The sequence below is a fragment of the Bradyrhizobium xenonodulans genome (genome assembly GCF_027594865.1).
Taxonomy (GTDB): Bacteria; Pseudomonadota; Alphaproteobacteria; order Rhizobiales; family Xanthobacteraceae; genus Bradyrhizobium; species Bradyrhizobium xenonodulans.
This window is the reverse complement of sequence record NZ_CP089391.1, coordinates 2,643,107-2,658,119: the sequence shown is the minus strand read 5'-3', so window position 1 is coordinate 2,658,119 and position 15,013 is coordinate 2,643,107. Positions and strand designations below refer to the sequence as shown.

Annotated in this window: 14 protein-coding genes; 6 read left to right on the top strand and 8 right to left on the bottom strand. The window is 64.2% G+C overall.

Features of this window, described 5'->3' with window-relative positions; translation table 11 throughout:
• Positions 1-49: 49 nt before the first annotated feature.
• The 3 genes from I3J27_RS12375 to I3J27_RS12365 are packed head-to-tail and all read left to right on the top strand — an operon-like array spanning position 50 to position 3,239.
• On the top strand, positions 50-1,471 hold the full coding sequence (locus I3J27_RS12375) for an ABC transporter substrate-binding protein (RefSeq protein ID WP_270169452.1): 1,422 nt from the start codon (positions 50-52) through the stop codon (positions 1,469-1,471).
• On the top strand, positions 1,468-2,370 hold the full coding sequence (locus I3J27_RS12370) for an ABC transporter permease (RefSeq protein WP_270169449.1): 903 nt from the start codon (positions 1,468-1,470) through the stop codon (positions 2,368-2,370). Before I3J27_RS12375 ends, I3J27_RS12370 begins: the two co-directional genes overlap by 4 nt.
• Positions 2,367-3,239 carry an ABC transporter ATP-binding protein gene (locus tag I3J27_RS12365; RefSeq protein WP_270169447.1) on the top strand — a complete coding sequence of 291 codons (873 nt, stop codon included), beginning with the start codon at positions 2,367-2,369 and terminating at the stop codon, positions 3,237-3,239. The genes I3J27_RS12370 and I3J27_RS12365 overlap by 4 nt, the downstream gene beginning before the upstream one ends.
• A gap of 139 nt (positions 3,240-3,378) precedes the next feature.
• Here the strand turns inward: I3J27_RS12365 and I3J27_RS12360 are convergent, their stop codons facing one another.
• The 7 genes from I3J27_RS12360 to I3J27_RS12330 all read right to left on the bottom strand — a co-directional run bounded on the left by I3J27_RS12360 (position 3,379) and on the right by I3J27_RS12330 (position 9,669).
• The gene (locus I3J27_RS12360) at positions 3,379-4,437 is read right to left on the bottom strand and encodes a YeiH family protein (protein ID WP_270169445.1); all 1,059 of its coding nucleotides are present in this window, start codon (positions 4,435-4,437) and stop codon (positions 3,379-3,381) included.
• Positions 4,438-4,549: 112 nt separating this feature from the next.
• The gene (locus tag I3J27_RS12355; protein ID WP_211417564.1) at positions 4,550-4,768 is read right to left on the bottom strand and encodes a hypothetical protein; all 219 of its coding nucleotides are present in this window, start codon (positions 4,766-4,768) and stop codon (positions 4,550-4,552) included.
• Between the two features lie 164 nt (positions 4,769-4,932).
• Positions 4,933-5,646, bottom strand: coding sequence for an ABC transporter ATP-binding protein (locus I3J27_RS12350; RefSeq protein ID WP_270169442.1), 714 nt, complete (start codon positions 5,644-5,646; stop codon positions 4,933-4,935).
• Complete coding sequence (locus tag I3J27_RS12345) at positions 5,643-6,398, bottom strand: ABC transporter ATP-binding protein (RefSeq protein WP_270169440.1); 756 nt, start codon at positions 6,396-6,398, stop codon at positions 5,643-5,645. The genes I3J27_RS12350 and I3J27_RS12345 overlap by 4 nt, the downstream gene beginning before the upstream one ends.
• A gap of 2 nt (positions 6,399-6,400) precedes the next feature.
• The gene (locus I3J27_RS12340; RefSeq protein ID WP_270169438.1) at positions 6,401-7,420 is read right to left on the bottom strand and encodes a branched-chain amino acid ABC transporter permease; all 1,020 of its coding nucleotides are present in this window, start codon (positions 7,418-7,420) and stop codon (positions 6,401-6,403) included.
• On the bottom strand, positions 7,417-8,319 hold the full coding sequence (locus I3J27_RS12335) for a branched-chain amino acid ABC transporter permease (RefSeq protein WP_270169436.1): 903 nt from the start codon (positions 8,317-8,319) through the stop codon (positions 7,417-7,419). Before I3J27_RS12335 ends, I3J27_RS12340 begins: the two co-directional genes overlap by 4 nt.
• Positions 8,320-8,409: 90 nt before the next feature.
• Positions 8,410-9,669 (bottom strand): ABC transporter substrate-binding protein, encoded by a 1,260-nt coding sequence (locus tag I3J27_RS12330; RefSeq protein ID WP_270169433.1) that lies wholly within the window; start codon positions 9,667-9,669, stop codon positions 8,410-8,412.
• Positions 9,670-9,839: 170 nt separating this feature from the next.
• Here I3J27_RS12330 and I3J27_RS12325 point away from each other — a divergent pair, with 170 nt between their 5' ends.
• The 3 genes from I3J27_RS12325 to I3J27_RS12315 are packed head-to-tail and all read left to right on the top strand — an operon-like array spanning position 9,840 to position 13,884.
• Positions 9,840-11,333, top strand: a complete 1,494-nt coding sequence (locus I3J27_RS12325) for an AMP-binding protein (RefSeq protein WP_270169431.1) — start codon at positions 9,840-9,842, stop codon at positions 11,331-11,333.
• On the top strand, positions 11,330-11,977 hold the full coding sequence (locus I3J27_RS12320; RefSeq protein ID WP_270169429.1) for a TetR/AcrR family transcriptional regulator: 648 nt from the start codon (positions 11,330-11,332) through the stop codon (positions 11,975-11,977). Before I3J27_RS12325 ends, I3J27_RS12320 begins: the two co-directional genes overlap by 4 nt.
• Entirely contained in the window at positions 11,974-13,884 is a 1,911-nt protein-coding gene (locus I3J27_RS12315; protein ID WP_270169427.1) for a flavin-containing monooxygenase, read from the top strand. The genes I3J27_RS12320 and I3J27_RS12315 overlap by 4 nt, the downstream gene beginning before the upstream one ends.
• Before the next feature lie 13 nt (positions 13,885-13,897).
• Here the strand turns inward: I3J27_RS12315 and ald are convergent, their stop codons facing one another.
• Positions 13,898-15,013, bottom strand: coding sequence for an alanine dehydrogenase (gene ald, locus I3J27_RS12310; RefSeq protein WP_270169425.1), 1,116 nt, complete (start codon positions 15,011-15,013; stop codon positions 13,898-13,900).

Sequence of the window (15,013 nt, the reverse complement as noted above, 5' to 3'; positions counted from 1 at the left end):
CTCACCCAATCATGGCAACCACAGCACATCCAACCGAATGAGGATGAGAATGGTCCGCCACCTTCCCACGCTCTCGATCGCGATCTCGGTGACATCGCTGGCGCTAGTCTTCGTGCAGCCGGCCGCGGCGGAAACCGTCACGCTCGGTATCGGAACACAGGACACCACGACCAACACGGTGACGGCCGGCGTCGTCATCCGGCAACTGCATCTCCTCGAAAAATACCTGCCGAAGGACGGCAAGTACGCCAACATCAAGTTCGAGCTGGAGTGGCAGAACTTCACGTCCGGCCCGCCCGTCACCAACGCGATGATGGCGAACAAGCTGCAGATCGGCATGATGGGCGATTATCCGCTGATCGTGAACGGCTTCACCTTCGACAGCAATCCCGAAAGCAAGAGCCGCCTGATCGGCATTGCCGCCTACAGCCTGTCAGGCTCCGGCAACGGCATGGTCGTTCACAAGGACTCGCCCTACTACGATCTCGCCGATCTCAAAGGCAAGCTCGTCAGCGTGCCCTTTGGCTCCGCCGCGCACGGCATGGTGCTGAAGGCGATGCAGGACCGCGGCTACCCTGCCGATTACTTCCAGCTCGTCAGCCAGAGTCCCGAGGTCGGCTCGACCAACCTCCAGGAGAAGAAGATCGACGCGCATGCCGACTTCGTCCCCTTCGCCGAGCTGTTGCCGTTCCGCGGCTTCGCGCGAAAAATCTTCGACGGCGTCGAGACCAATCTGCCGACCTTCCACGGCATCGTCGTCCGCACCGACTTCGCCGAAAAATATCCGGAGGTCGTCGTTGCCTATTTCAAGGCCGTCATCGCCGCCAACCAGTGGCTGCGCGACGATCCCAAGCTGGCAGCGGAAAAGATCCAGGAATGGACCGGCATCAGCAAGGAAGTCGTATACATTTTCCTGGGTCCCAGCGGCAACATGACCACCGATCCCACGGTGAAGCCAGCGCTGATCGACGCGGCCACTGCCGACGTCAAGGTTCTTCAAAACCTCGGCCGCATGAAGGAGTTCGATCCGAAGAAATGGGTCGACGACAGCTACATCCGCAGGGCCTATGCCGAGATGAAGCTCGACTATGACGCGCAGATTGCCAGCACGAAGAACTACGATATCTCCGGCGAAGATTCCTTCTGCAAGAAGCCGATCGCCGACCCGCGCAAGGCCGGCGAGGTCTGGATCGACGCTTCAGGCATCATGCCGTTCTCGTCCGCCGCCTGCACGCTCGGCGCCTATGCCGACTTCAAGGCCAAGGGCATGAAGATCAACGTCGCCTATGTGTTCGACACGACGCGCGGCATCAAGCTGTTCGCCGACCAGGCCTTCTTCGCGGTCGGTAATGGCGAGGTCGCTCCGTTCCTGCTCAAGAAGGACGCGGAAGCCTACGCCGCCAAGATCAGCGGCAAGGTGCTCGGCTTCGATGACGCGGTGAAGGCGGCCGTCGGCGGAGGCAAGACGTGAGCAGTCCCGCCCTCGTCAGACATCCCGAGGACAGCATGCCGGCCATTGCAGAGGCAGGCCCCGTGCCCGCCGTCATCCCGCCCGCGACACCGCCTTCCTTTGTCACACTCGCACTGCGCTGGTACAAGCTGAACCGCGCCGGCCTGCGCGCCACCGCGATCGGCGTCATCTCCCTGCTCGCCTTCCTGCTGGTCTGGCACCTGCTCACGACCTATCGCGTCGTGTTCTTCGTGCGCTTTACCAACGTGCCCTCGCCGCTCGCGGTCTATGCGAGCTTCACCAAGGCGATCCACGATCCCAAATTCCTGCTGCACATCGCACTGAGCTGCCGGCGCATCTTCATCGGCTTCTCGCTCGCGGCCATCGTCGGCGTCCCGCTCGGCCTGATCATGGGTCGCTTCAAGCTGGTGCATGAGATCATCTTCCCCGTGGCCGAAGTGCTGCGGCCGATCCCGGCGATCGCCTGGGTGCCGATGGCGATCATGCTGTGGCCGACCAACGAGCAGAGCATCGTCTACATCACCTTCCTCGGCTCGTTCTTTCCGATCCTGGTCAACACGCTGCACGGCATGTCGCTGGTCGATCCCGTGCTGGTGCGCGCCGCGCAATGTCTCGGCGCACGCGAGCGCTCGATCTTCCGCGAGGTGTATTTCCCGGCTTCGCTGCCGCACATCTTCACCGGCCTCACCGTCGGCATGGGCGTCGCCTGGGTGTCGCTGATCGCCGCCGAGATGATCTCCGGTCAGTACGGCATCGGCTACTTCACATGGGAAGCTTATTCCCTGGTCCAGTATGCCGACATCGCACTCGGCATGATCGCGATCGGCGTGCTCGGCCTTGGATCGAGCATGTTGATCCGAGGCGCCGGGCAATTGGTGATGCCGTGGAGACTGAAATGACAGAGATTCCGACCAAGGCACCGCAGGGCCACATCGAAGTCAGGAACTTCTCCCTCAGCTACGACAGCATCGAGGGGCCGGTTCAGGCCGTCACGGACACGCAGATCCATGTGAAGCCCGGCGAGTTCGTCTCGATCGTCGGACCCTCCGGCTGCGGAAAGTCGACGCTGCTCAACGCTGTCGCGGGCTTCCTCAAGCCGACCACGGGCATCGTCACCGTCGACGGCGAGCCTGTGAACGGACCCAGCGCCGAACGCGGCATGGTGTTCCAGCAATATTCGCTGTTTCCCTGGAAGACGGTGCGGGAGAACGTCGAGTTCGGGTTGAAGATGCGCGGCATGCCGCGCTCGCAGCGGGAACGCGCGGCGCGCACGCTGTTGGGGCTCGCCGGTCTCGAAGCCTTCGAGAAGCATTATCCTGAAAAACTCTCCGGCGGCATGAAGCAGCGCGTCGGGATCGTCCGGGCGCTCGCCACGGGGCCGAAGGTGCTGCTGCTCGACGAGCCGTTCGGCGCGCTCGATGCGCAGACCCGCGTCATCATGCAGCAGATCCTCACCAATATGTGGCAGCGGCTGAAGATCTCGGTGCTGTTCGTCACCCACGACATTGATGAAGCGATCTTCCTCTCCGACCGCGTCTACTGCATGACCGCCCGCCCCGGTTCGATCAAGGCGGAGATTCCGATTCCGCTGGAACGGCCGCGGCAGCAATCGATGATGATGTCGTCGGAGTTTCTCGCGCTGCGCCGCGGGCTGATGTCGCTGATCCGCGAGGAAAGCCTGAAGGCGATGGGCGGCGAGATCAGCGACATGGGCATGCAGGGGCTGAACATCGAGCTGCACGGCCATTCGCTGGCGGATGTGATCTGATTGACTTGTCCCGCTCCCGGCGATGACGGTCACGTAGGGTGGGCAAAGCGAAGCGTGCCCACCCCTTGGCTACAAGCTGAACCGACTGGTGGGCACGGCGCCGCGCGCCTTTGCCCACCCTACGGCAGTTTCGCTCCAATCACTTGAACCAGTGCACCAGCGCGATGCTGATGCCGAGCAGCAGCATCAGCGACAGCGTGACGGCCGCGGTGACGCGCCCGCCGACATTCGCCAGCACGCGCACGTCGACGCCGAGGCCGAGTGCGGCCATCGACACCACCGTGAGGAAACTGGTGATCTTCGTCACCGGCCCGACCACCGTGCCCGGCACGATCTCCAGCGAGCGCAGGGTCGCCAGCGCGAGAAAGCCGAGGATGAACCACGGAACCAGGCGGAAGAAGCCGACATTGGCCTTCTTGGCGCCGCTCTGCCAGCGTGAGGCGGCGAGCGACAGGCCGACGACGACCGGCCCGAGCATCAGCACGCGCATCAGTTTCACGAGCGTTCCGATCTGCGTCGAGACGAGACCGGCCGGCACCGTCGCCGCGAGAACCTGCGGCACCGCATAGACAGTGAGACCTGCCAGGATGCCGTATTGCGTGGCCGACAATTGCAGGAGCGGAATCAGCAGCGGCAGGCCGAGCACCATCATCACGCCGAGGATCGCGGTGAAGGAGATCGAGGACGCGATCTCGTCGTTGTTGGCGCCGATGATCGGCGCCACCGCGGCGATCGCCGAATTGCCGCAGATCGAGTTGCCGCAGGCGATCAGGATCGACAGCCGCGTCGACAGGCCGAGCATCCGGCTGAGGCCGAAGCTGACCGTGAGTGCGATCACGACCACCGCGGCGATCGACGCCAGCAGCGCGATGCCCGAAGCGGCAATGGCGGCGAAGCTGATCGAAGCACCCAGCAGCATGACCGCGACTTCGAGGAGCTGTTTGGCGCTGAAGGCGATGCCGGCCTGCCAGCGCGGCGCCGGTTTCCAGAAGCTGCGCAGCGCCATGCCGAGCAGGATCGCCATCACCAGCGCCTCGACATAGGGATGCTCGAAGACGCCCAGCTCCAGGTGCTCGAGCAGGGCCGAGACACCGGCGACGGCAATGCAGAGGAGGATGCCGGGAATCAGCGCGACGACGCGGCTCATGGCAGTAGCCGGCTTGGCGCCGGCCGGGCTGGATGCTTGATTCTGCGACACAAATCTCTCCCAGAGGAGAAAGATTTATACGCAGCGCGCTTCCGTTGGGAAATATGTTTTCGACATATCAGGGCCGAGGGGAAGTTCTATCCTCGGCCCGGAATAAATGGCCTTAGAAGATCAGGCTCTTGGCCAGCGAGGCGACGCGGCTGAAGCCGTCATAAACGCCCGGCTCGAAAAAGGCCGCGCGCGCGAGCACGATGCCCGCCACCAGCGACCAGAACACCGTGGTGCCGGCCCGCAGCAGGAGCTTTGAGGCACGCGATTTCGGCTGGGTGTCCGTTGCGGACACCAGCTGCTCGCCGAAGGGCTCAAATCCGGTGCGTTCCATGGTCGTCAATCCATCAAATCCTGACGGGAATGTCGTCGTTTCGGCCCAAAACGGCAATGGAAGCGATTGGCGTTTTTGCCGCCCGGAGGGGAAACTCCTTCCGTCAGACACCCCCCGGGCAATGGTTTTCTTCTTTCGGCCTATTTAGGCACCGGCAGCCCGGCCTAAAGGGCCAGATATCGCCGCCGGATCGCGTCATTGGCCTTCAGCTCCTCGATCCCGGCAGCATAGACGATCTGGCCCTTGTCGATGACGGTGGCATGGCTCGCCAGCCCCAGGCAGAAATGCATGTTCTGCTCGGCGATCAGCACGGTCGAACCGAGCTGGCGGAGCTGCCGCAACAATTCGCCGATCCGCTGCACGATGATCGGCGCGAGCCCCTCACTCGGCTCGTCCAGCAACAACAGCGCGGGGTTGCCCATCAGCGTGCGCGCGATCGCGAGCATCTGCTGCTCGCCGCCCGACAGGCGTCCGGCGATGCGATGGCGCAACGGCTCCAGCAGCGGAAAGACCTCGTAGATGCGCTTGATGGACCATTCGTCCTCGCCGCCCGGTCCCTTCTTCTTGCCGATGACGAGATTGTCCTCGACCGTGTGCTCCGGAAAGATCTGGCGGTCCTCCGGAACGAAGCCGAGGCCGGCGCGCGCGATATGGTGCGGCTTCTGCCCCGAGATCACCGCACCGCGCAGGCTCACCCTGCCGCGCCGCGGCGGCGCCAGACCCATGATCGCCTTCATGGTCGTCGACTTGCCCGCGCCGTTGCGGCCGAGCAGCGCCATGGTCTCGCCCTGCCGGACCGAGAGGCCGACGCCGAACAGGATCTGGCTGGTGCCGTAATAGACGTCGAGATCGGCGACTTCGATGACGACGTCGCTCATGCGGCGGCTCCCGCATGCTCGGTGCCGAGATAGGCATCGATCACGGCGCTGTTGTTGCGGATCTCGTCGGGCGTGCCGGTCGCGAGGATACGGCCATAGCAGAGCACGACGATCTTCGGCGCGATCTTGAACACGATGTCCATGTCGTGCTCGATGAAGACCACGGTGATCTTTTGCGTCTCCCAGAGCTCGCGCACCTTGTCGATCATGCGCCAGCGTTCTTCCGGGCCCATGCCGGCGGTCGGCTCGTCCAGCAGCAGCACTTTCGGTTCGAGCACCAGCGCGAGCGCGATATCGAGCAGCTTCTGGTCGCCATGCGACAGCGTCGCAGCGGTGCGATGGCGTTTACCGGCGAGGCCCAGCAGCTCCATCACGTGCTCGGCGCGCTCACGCGTCTCCGGCAAGGGAAAGCGCTTGTGCAGCACCGCGGAAGTGCGCTGATCGGCGCTGACGGCGGCGAGCATGGTCTCCTGCACCGTCAGCGACTTGAAGATGCTCGCGACCTGGAAGGCACGGCCGATGCCGTGACGCACGATCTCCGGCGGCGAGCGGCCGGCGAGATCGACGCCGTCGAGCAATACTTGGCCCGAGTCCGGCCTCAAGGCGCCCGTAATCAGGTTGAAGAACGTGCTCTTGCCGGCACCGTTCGGGCCAATCACGGCGGTGAGCGAGCCGTCGGGAAACGCGAGCGAGACGTCGTTGGTCGCCTTCACGCCGCCGAATGATTTTGCGAGGTTGCGGATCTCGAGCATGGCTAGCGCCCCTCGCCTGCGTCGCGCCGCTGCGAAATCCATTCGGAGACGAAATCCAGGAGGCCCTTGCGCAGGCCCAGCGCGAAGAACAGGATGACCACGCCGAGCACGATGCCGTGATATTCGGTGAAGCGCGTCACGGTGTCGTTGAGGAGCAGCAGCAACACGGTGCCGACCATTGGCCCCAGGAAGGTCGAGACGCCGCCGAGCATGTTGATGAAGATGCCCTCGCCCGAGATGGTCCAATAGGCAAATTCCGGATAGGCGCCGGAGACGAACAGCGCCATCACCATGCCGCCCATCGATGCGAACAGCGCCGCCAGCACGAAGACGGTGAGCTTGGCGCGCCAGACGTCGATGCCGAGGAAGCTCGCGCGCGCGGCATTGTCGCGGATCATGCGCAGCGTGTAGCCGAACGGCGATTGCGCGATCTGGCGCATCGCGAGCAGGCCGAGGATCAGGAGCGCACAGCTCGCGATATAGAGATGGACGTGATTGGCGAGGTTGATGCCGAGGAATGCGGGGCGCGGAATGCCGCCGCGCAGGCCCTGGTCGCCGCCGGTGAACGAGGCCCAGGACAGGATGGTCGAGTGGATCAGCATCTGGAACGCGAGCGTGACGAAGGCGAAGTAGATCTCCTTCAGCCGCACGCAGATCGCGCCGATGATTGCCGCAACCACCGCCGTGATCGCCAATGTCGCGATGAAGGCGACCGGAATCGGCACGGCAAGCTTCTGCATGATCAGGCCGAAGCCGTAGGCGCCAAGGCCGAAGAACATGCCGTGGCCGAACGAGGTCAGGCCGGTGTAGCCGACCAGCAGGTTGAGCGAGGTCGCGAACAGGCCGTAAGCCGAGCAGCGGATGACGAAGTCGAGCAGCGCCTTGCTGCCGGTGAACAGCGGCAGGCTCGCCAGCACGGCGAAGGCGACCACGGCGATCAGGACATCTCGATAGCGTTGTAGCGCCGCGCCGCTGCGCACCGGCGCCAGCGTTTGCGCGCGTCCGGCTTCCAGCTCGGTCATGCCGCCTCCTTGCCGAACAGGCCGGTGGGCTTGGAGACCAGCACGATCACCATGAACAGGTACATCAGGCCTTCCGTGAACAGTGGAAAGCCGAGCGAGCCGAAGGAGCGGATCAGGCCGAGCAGCAGCGCGCCGATCAGCGCGCCGAGGATCGAGCCCATGCCGCCGATCACCGTGACGATGAAGGATTCGATCAGCACTGAAAATCCCATCCCAGGGGTCAGCGACCGCACCGGCGCGGCGAGCGCACCGGCGAGCCCTGCCAGCATGCCGCCGAGCGCGAACACGCCGCCATAGATCAGGCCGGTGTTGATGCCGAGCGCCGACACCATGCCGGGATTATGCGCGGCGGCGCGGATCACCTTGCCGATCCGGCTGCGCGACAGCCCGATGCCGAGCACGATCGCCGCGACGAGCGCGACGCCGATCAGCAGCAGATAATATGGCGGCACCACGCCGCCGGCGATGAACAACGGCATCACCTGGAACGCGGACGGCATGCCCATCGACTTGAATTCGGGCCCCCAGATGATGCGCACGACATCGTCGAAGATCAGCACGAAGGCGTAGCAGACGAGCAGCTGCATCAAGACATCGGCGCCATAGACGCGACTCATGAAAACGCGCTCGAAGACCAGGCCGAGGATGGCCGTGCCGGCCGCGCCCGCCAGCATCGCCAGCGCAAAGCTGCCGGTGAGCTGATAGGCCGTCATCGCGAAATAGGCGCCGAACATGTAAAAGGCGCCGTGGCTGAAATTGACGACCTTCAGCACGCCGAAGATCAAGGTCAGCCCGACCGCCACGAGAAACAGGAGCATACCGATAATGAAGCCGCTGGTGGTTTGCGTCACCAGGCAGGCGGAGCTGGAGAGGCAGCCGGCGAGCGCATCGAGATCCACGGGAGCACTTTCATTGCGGCGCGCTTGAGACGGCGCGGAAAACGAAACGACGACGGCGGAGACGGTCGCCCGTCCCCGCCAAGCGCGTGATCAGGTGTAGCCCTTGCTCTTCTTCCACTCGGCCTCTAGCTCGAAGATGGTCTTCCAGTCACCAGCTTTGATCTCCGGCACGTAGGGCTCCTGCGGGATCGTGGTGCCCCAGCCGATCGCGTAGCCGACAAGGGTGTGATCGTCGCCGCGCATCGTCACGGTGCCGTCGGCGCCAAATGGGCACTTGATGGTGAGGCCCTTCAGCACCTCCGCGATCTTCTTGCCGTCGGCCGAGTTCGCCTTCTTCGCAGCTTCCGCCATCAACATGATTGCGGTGGCGTTCTCCCACGACCAGTTGGTCGGATATTCGTTGTACTTTGCCTTGTAGGCATCGCCCCAGGCGGCATTCACCGGCGTCGCTGGGAAACTCTTGATGTAGCGGTTGCCGGAGTGGATGCCCTTGGGCAGGTTCTTCACCACGGTGAGCGCGGTGTAGTCGGCCATGTTGACCGCGAACACCTCCATCTGGCCGAACATCGCGTAGATGTTGGCCTGGTCGATGTAAGAGGTGAGATCGCCGCCCCACAGGCAGGAATAGAGCGCTTGCGGTTTGGCCTGCAGTATCTTGGTGACCACTTCGGTGTAGTCGGGCTGGAACAGCTTTGGCCAGGACTCGCTGATGATCTCGACCTCGGGCGCAAAGCGCTTCAGGTACAGCGTGAATTCGCCGGTCGTATCGCGCCCGTAGGCATAGTCGGGCGAACAGGTCGCCCATTTCTTCAGGCCCTTGGCCTTGGCGATCGCTGCGGCATAACTGCCGCCAACGATGGAGTCGTGCACACCCTGCCGCGCGGTGCGGAACGCATTGGGAATATGCTGCTTGGGGTCCGCGGTCAGCGCCGAGGTCTCCGAATTGGTGTGGATGCAGAACACGCCGAGATCGCGTGCAACCTCGTGCACCGCGAAGGCGCCAGACGAGGCTTCGGCATCGATCAGCAGCTCGCAGCCGTCGGTATTGACGAGCTCGCGCGCGACGCGGGCAGCTTCCTGCGGCTGGCCCTTGGAGTCACGGATCACCATCTCGATCTGCCGCCCGGCGAGGCCGCCAGCGGCGTTGACCTTGTCGACCTCTAGCATCACCGCATTGCGCGAGGACGTGCCGAGCTGCGCCACGCGGCCCGACAGAATCGTCGGCATGCCGATCTTGATGGTCTTGGCTTGCGCCCGCGCCACCCACGGCGCGGCAACACTCATCGCACCGGCGCCCATCAGCGCCAGCGTTGAACGGCGGCTGATGCCCGGCGTGCGGGTTCTCGTCATTTTCCCCTCCCTCTTTCGGGTCGGCGTGTCCTGATCCCTGTCGGAGATCGTCTCGTCTCCGTGTTCCCGAGGATTTCAGAGGGAGGGGGTGACGTCAAGCCAAACATGAATTATGAGTCAGAATTCATAAGGAGAGGAAACGAGGCCGCCAATCGGCCCGAAACCGCAGAATGATCAATCTTTCGAGCTTCATCGCCTTCCATGCCCGGCGAACGCCGGAGCGGCCCGCGCTGAAATATCGCGGCGAGGAGATCTCCTACGCGGTTCTCGATGCGCGCATCCGGCAAGCAGCCGGCTGGCTCGCCGCGCAGAACATCGGCGCCGGCGATGTCGTGGCCGTGCTGATGAAGAACAGCGCGGCGTTTCTCGAACTTGTCTTCGCGACCAGCCACCTCGGCGCGGTGTTCTTGCCGATCAACTTCCGCCTCTCGCGCGACGAGGTCGGCTTCATTGTCGGCAATGCCGGCGCACGCCTGTTGATCGTCGATGAAGAGCTAGCCGCAAATGCCGCAGGCACCCGAATTGTCGTACTCGACGAGGCAGCGCAGCAAAGCGTCACGCGTCTCGCAAGCGATGCAGCGCCGGCGCCGATGCGCATCCGTCAGCCATCCGACCTGATGCGGTTGATGTACACCTCGGGCACGACCGACCGCCCCAAGGGCGTGATGCTCGCCTACGATAATTTCTACTGGAAGTCGGCCGACCAGACGATTGCTCTCGGTCTTGGCGCCGACACGCGCCTCCTCGTCGTCGGGCCGCTCTATCACGTCGGCGCGCTCGACCTGCCCGGCATTGCCGTGCTCTGGCATGGCGGCTTCATCCACATCGAGCGCAATTTCGAGCCGGAGACGGCCCTTGGCGCCATCGCCGAGGACAGACTCAACGCCGCCTGGTTCGCGCCCGTCATGACCACCGCGATGCTCACCTGCCCCACCCGCGACCATTACGACGTCTCAAGCCTGCAATGGGCGATCGGCGGCGGCGAGAAGACGCCGGAGCTGCGCATCCGCGCCTTCTCCGACTATTTTCGCAATGCGCGCTACATCGACGCCTACGGCCTCACCGAGACCGTCGGCGGCGACACTTTCATGGAGGCCGGCCGCGAGATCGAGAAGATCGGCTCGACCGGCCGCGCCATCGCCCATGTCGAGATCGAGATTCGCGACGAGGACGGCAACAAACTGCCGCCGAACGTCAACGGCGAGATCTGCCTGCGCGGTCCCAAGATCACGCGCGGCTATTGGCAGGATCCGGAGAAGACGGCGTCCGCCTTCTTCGGCGATTGGTTCCGCAGCGGCGACATCGGCTATCTCGACGACGAGGGTTTTCTCTATCTGACCGACCGCAAGAAGGACATGATCATCTCGGGCGGCGAGAACATCGCCTCCTCCGAGGTCGAGCGCGTCATCCACGAGCTACCAGAGGTACGTGAGGTCGCGGTGGTTGGACTGCGCGATCCACGCTGGGGCGAGCGTCCCGTCGCCATCATCGTGCTGGCCGAAGGCGCGAGCCTCGAGCTCCCTGCCCTCACCGAACACTGCCGCGCGCGGCTCGCAAGCTTCAAGGTGCCGAAACAGTTCGTCATCCGCGACAGCCTGCCCCGCAATCCCAGCGGAAAAATTCTCAAGCGCGTGCTGCGCGCTGAACTGGAGACCGTGGCATGACGCAAGGCCCAGCCACCGCGAAAGTGACAAAACTCAACCGCGTCGAGCGCAACGCCTGGACCAAGCAGAAGATCTTCGACGCCGCCACCAAGGTCGTCGGCAAGCATGGCTATGCCGAGGCGTCCGTTGCCCGCATCACCGAGCAGGCCGGCGTCGCCCAAGGCACCTTCTACAATCATTTCGAAAACCGCCAGGAGCTGCTCGACCAGCTCCTGCCCAAGATCGGCCTCGACATGGTCGAGTTCATCCGCGCCCGCACCGGCACGGCGGATGCGGCGCGGCAGGAGATCGAGCGCTTCTCCGCCTTCTTCGACTTCATCCGCGAGGTGCCGGAGTTCTTGCGTATCCTCAACGAGGCCGAGTTCTTCGCGCCGATCGGCTACCAGAAGCACCTCGACAACATCTCGGTCGCCTATGTCCGCATTTTGCGTCGCGCGCGGCGTTCCGGCGCAATTCAGGATTACAGCGACGAGGAGTTCGAGGCGATCGTCCATATGCTGATGGGCTCGCGCGGCTACCTCAGCCGCCGCTACTCCTATTCGGAAGGCCTCGTCACCGCCGTGCCCGACCACGTCATCTCCGCCTATCGCAAGCTGATGACGCGCGGCCTCTTCACTGCATCCGGAGATCAGGACACGCCATGAACATCGCATCTCCACACAGGCCGTTCGACATCGCTTCGGCCATCGCCGAAGGAGACATCCGCTGCCTCCTGATGGTGCTCGTGCACATGACCGGCGACGAGAAATGGCTCGAACCGCCGTATTTGCCCAAGCGCGACATTCGCCTCATCCCCGATCCCGAGGCAGGGGTGCCCCCCGAGATCCAGGACGAGATCCGCGCTGCGGTCGTCAAGCTCTTTGCCGATGGCACGCCCAAGCCCGTCATCACCGATCCCGGCGAGGAGCTGTTGCTCAAGATGATGCGTGCCTGCCTCGGCGAGAATGTCGCGCCGGAATATGCGCCGTTGATGCGCGAGGAGATGGGCTTCGTGCCGCGCGAGCCGCGCTGGACCAATCGCCCTTCCGACAGCAAGCTCGCGGACCAGCACGTGCTGATCGTCGGTGCCGGTGTCTGCGCTATCGCGCTCGGCGTCGCGCTCGGCCATCTCGGCATCCCCTACACCATCGTCGAGAAGAACGACGAGCTCGGCGGCACGTGGTGGATCAACCGTTATCCCGGCTGCGGCGTCGATACGCCGAACCATTCCTATTCCTACTCGTTCGGCTCGGGCAATGCATGGACGCGCTATTTCTGCCAGCGCGAGGAATTGCTCGGCTATCTCCAAAAGGTCGCCGAGGAATACGGCATCCGCAAGCATCTGCGCGTCAACACCGAGCTGACGTCATCCCGTTGGGACGAAGGCAAGCGGCGCTGGATCTCCACGCTGAAAACGAGGAACGGCGAAGAGACCTTCGAGTCCACCGCGCTTGTCTCCGCCATCGGCCAGCTCAACGACCCCTCCCGCGCGCATTTCCAGGGCGAAGAAAACTTCAAGGGAACGATCCTGCACTCGGCGCTGTGGTCCGATGATGTCAGTTTCGACGGCAAGCACGTCGCCGTGATCGGCACCGGCGCGACGTCGATGCAGCTCGTGCCGGCGATTGCCGGCCGCGTCGCCTCCGTCACGGTCTATCAGCGCAGCGCGCAATGGGCGCGGCCGGTGAAGGGCTATTCCGATCCGATCAGCGAGGGCGCCCGCTGGCTGCTCGCGCACCTGCCCTTCTATGTGCAGTGGTATCGCTTCAACATGTTCTGGCGCTATGGCGACGGTCTCCTGCCTTTCCTGCGCAAGGACCCGGCCTGGCCGCATCCGGAGCGCGCCGTCAACAAGGGCAATGACCGGCACCGCCAGGAACTGACCGACTTCATCCTGTCGGAGTTGAAGGACCGTCCCGACCTGATCGAGAAATGCGTGCCGACCTATCCGCCCTACGGCAAGCGCATCCTGCTCGACAACAACTGGTTCAAGACGTTGACGCGGGACAATGTCGAGCTCGTCACCGAGGCGATCGGCCATTTCGACCAGACCGGCATCGTCACCGCCGATGGCAAGCACCGCCCCGCCGACATCATCGTGGTCGCCACCGGCTTCAAGGTCACGGAGATGGCGGCGCGCCTCAACGTCAACGGCCGCGATGGCAAAGATCTGCGCGAGGCTTGGGCCGACGACAATCCGACCGCGTTCCTCGGCCTCACCGTGCCAGGCTTTCCCAACTTCTTCTGCATGCTCGGCCCGAACTCCGGGCCCGCCCATGGCGGCAGCGTCATCTTCCAGTCGGAATGCCAGAGCCGCTATATCTCCGCCTGCCTCGCCGGCATGATCGAGCACGACGTCGCAGCGATCGACGTCCGTCAGGACGTGCTGGACGACTATGTCCGCAAGGTCGACGCCGAGCACGAGGCCATGATCTGGACCCATCCGGGCATGAGCACCTACTACCGCAACAGCAGCGGCCGCGTGTTCTCGGCGATGCCATGGCGGTTCGTGGACTATTGGCGCATGACGCACGATCCGGATCTGCGGCAGTACAGGCTGACGAAGGGGTGAGCGAGCGGCACACTTATGCCGCCAGCCCGCTTTCTACCGGCGCGAACTCAAGTCCGAGGCTCTCCGCCACTGCCTTGTTGGTGACGCGGCCGCGGTGCACGTTCAGCCCGTTGCGCAAATGCGGGTTCTCCAGCACCGCCGCAAAGCCCTTGCTCGCCAGCATCAGGCCGAACGGCAGTGTCGCATTGTTCAAAGCCTGGCTCGATGTCACCGGCACGGCACCCGGCATGTTGGCAACGCAATAATGCACGACGCCGTCGATTTCATAGGTCGGATCGGTGTGCGTGGTCGGATGCGAGGTCTCGAAGCAACCGCCCTGGTCGATGGCGACGTCGACCAGCACCGCGCCCGGCCGCATCGACTTCAGCATCGCACGCGTGACGAGCTTGGGTGCGCTCGCGCCCGGCACCAGCACGGCGCCGATCACGACGTCGGCGGCAAACACCTCCTCCTCGACCGACTCGATCGTGGAGAATCGGGTGCGCACGCGTCCGGCAAAGAGGTCGTCGAGCTGGCGCAACCGCGGAATCGAGCGGTCGATCACCGTGACTTCCGCTCCGAGCCCAGCGGCCATGCGCGCGGCCTGCGTTCCGACCACGCCGCCGCCGAGCACGACGACGCGCGCCGGCTGCACGCCGGGCACGCCGCCAAGCAGCAGCCCGCGGCCGCCGACGGACCGCTTGAGCGCGGCGCCGGCGGCCTCGATGGCGAGGCGGCCGGCGACTTCGCTCATCGGCGCGAGCAGGGGGAGGTGACCGGCCGCGTCGGTGACGGTTTCATAGGCGATCGCGGTGCAGCCGGAGGCCAGCAGGCCCTTGGCCTGATCGGGATCCGGCGCAAGATGGAGGTAGGTAAACAGGATCTGGCTTTCGCGGAGCTGAGCCCATTCGCCCTTCTGCGGCTCCTTCACCTTCACGATCATGTCGGACGTCGCGAATATCTCGCGGGCGCTCCCCGCAATGGAGGCCCCTGCCCGCTGGTACACCTCGTCGGTGGCGCCGATACCGCTGCCGGCACCGGTCTCGACCGTCACCTCGTGCCCGGCCGCGATATATTCGCGGACCGCGCCCGGAGTGAGCCCGACGCGATATTCCTGCACTTTGATCTCCTTGGGCACACCGACACGCAT